This is a genomic window from Acinetobacter sp. YH16051, assembly GCF_013417135.1.
In the GTDB taxonomy this organism is placed as follows: Bacteria; Pseudomonadota; Gammaproteobacteria; order Pseudomonadales; family Moraxellaceae; genus Acinetobacter; species Acinetobacter towneri.
Map to the genome: position 1 here is coordinate 1 of NZ_VPEN01000101.1, position 1,736 is coordinate 1,736.

The following is a 1,736-nucleotide window of genomic DNA, read 5'->3' on the forward strand; positions in this document are numbered from 1 at the left end:
ATATTATTTGTTTAGTGTAGATTGTTTATTGCACGTAAGAAGCGAACAAGCGAAGTCCTGTGAAGTTAAAGACCTGAACGCAATAGATCGACAGGCACAAAAGCAGCAGGCATAAAAATGGGCTATCAGTGCGTCAACACCATAGCCCTTGATGAACATTAAGAAGGAATGTCCATGACTAAATTTTATGGGGAAAATACCCCTTTTACAACTGCTACACCTGAAAACTATTCTAAATTCGCCAATGATTTCCTGAAAAATCGGACTTTACCCACTGTCAGCCCGTGGGAGTGCCACGTTAGTAATACGTGGCAAAACTCGAAGGCTCAAATTCCATCTAACGAAGTCCTAAAAGATTGGCAAGCGGCTAACGAAGTAAAGTTGGTTATTGATGATCAAGGCAATCCAAAAATCCTACTGGTGTCTGCACCTGCTGAACATGAAATAGCGTTTATAGATTGGATTTCATTCTCCTTAAAGCGTTACACGTTTTCGGATCACTATATTGGACTCTCAGAAGAATTTATTAACGATGCCTGCATAGAAGCAATGGGGGAAAAGTTAGAGCAAATTTTCGGATTTAAAGTCGGTAAAAAAAGAAAAAATGGCAAAAACTTCTATGAACAATGTTATGAAATTATTAATCATGATGATGTCGTGGTCGGTGATCTCTGCATAGGTGGTCAAAACAACACAATGCTTGTGATGTTATCTGGTCAGGGTTGCTTGATGGGTGACTACGGCTGGCAAGAAAAGTTATATCAATTCTTAAATAAGGCGCAAGGCGCAAAAATTACAAGACTGGATTTAGCACATGATGACTACGATGGTACTTATTTAGATATTGATGATCTGAATGAAAGAGAAACGAACGGGGAATTTTACTATTTTGGAAAGCCTGCACGTGTAACTTGGTTCGGTGATTGGAAATATTTAGATAGAGATAAGCTAGGGCGTACTTTGCAGATCGGTTGCCGTACTTCAGATAAAATGCTTAGGGCTTATGAAAAAGGAAAGCAATTAGGGGATAAAAATAGCGACTGGTTAAGGGTTGAGGTTGAGTTAAAAGCAAAACATACAATTATCCCTTTTGATGCGATTATAAATCCCTCTGATTACTTCATTAATCTGTATCCGTGTTTTAAAGACCTGTTTAAATACGATGATCAGGTTCAATCAAAAATAGAATATGTAAAAAGATCATTGAAAATAAGTATAGAAAAAGGGGTGGATATATTTCGCCATCAATTCGGGCGTTGGTTGGGGTTCTTCCGTCAATGGTTCGGGGATGATGAAACATGTATACAGGCTTTGGCACATGATTTCAGTGTTCCAAAACGATTTAATATGACTAAACAGGATTGGACTAGGGTGCATCCTGATTTTTGTGTTCCTTCGGCTATTTGTGATTGGTGATTTTTAAGGGCGCACTTTACCATTGAATCAATGAGTGCTTAACAGAGATGGCGGAGTGCCATCGAACTGACGGACTATGAGTTACTAGCCTTTTCCTCTCTGCTTACCAATTTGAAGGCATTTGCGCGTAATGACAGGTACAGCGAAGCCGAATGGAAGGGGAAGGTTGTGTGGTGTGTGGCGTACCGTGTACGCACACCCACACCACACAGCCTTGATTTATATTATTTGTTTAGTGTAGATTGTTTATTGCACGTAAGAAGCTAACAAGCGAAGTCCTGTGAAGTTAAAGACCTGAACGCAATAGATCGACAGGCACA

1 protein-coding gene is annotated in these 1,736 nt (G+C 39.6%); it reads left to right on the plus strand.

All coding sequences use genetic code 11. From position 1 onward, the window contains the following. The first annotated feature begins 174 nt into the window (after positions 1-174). Entirely contained in the window at positions 175-1,416 is a 1,242-nt protein-coding gene (locus FTV41_RS14580) for a replication initiation factor domain-containing protein (protein ID WP_179996752.1), read from the plus strand. The last annotated feature ends 320 nt before the right edge of the window (positions 1,417-1,736 follow it).

Excerpts from the sequence above, each read along its gene's own strand:
- FTV41_RS14580 (WP_179996752.1), top strand. The coding sequence starts at position 175 with ATGACTAAATTTTATGGGGAAAATACCCCTTTTACAACTGCTACACCT.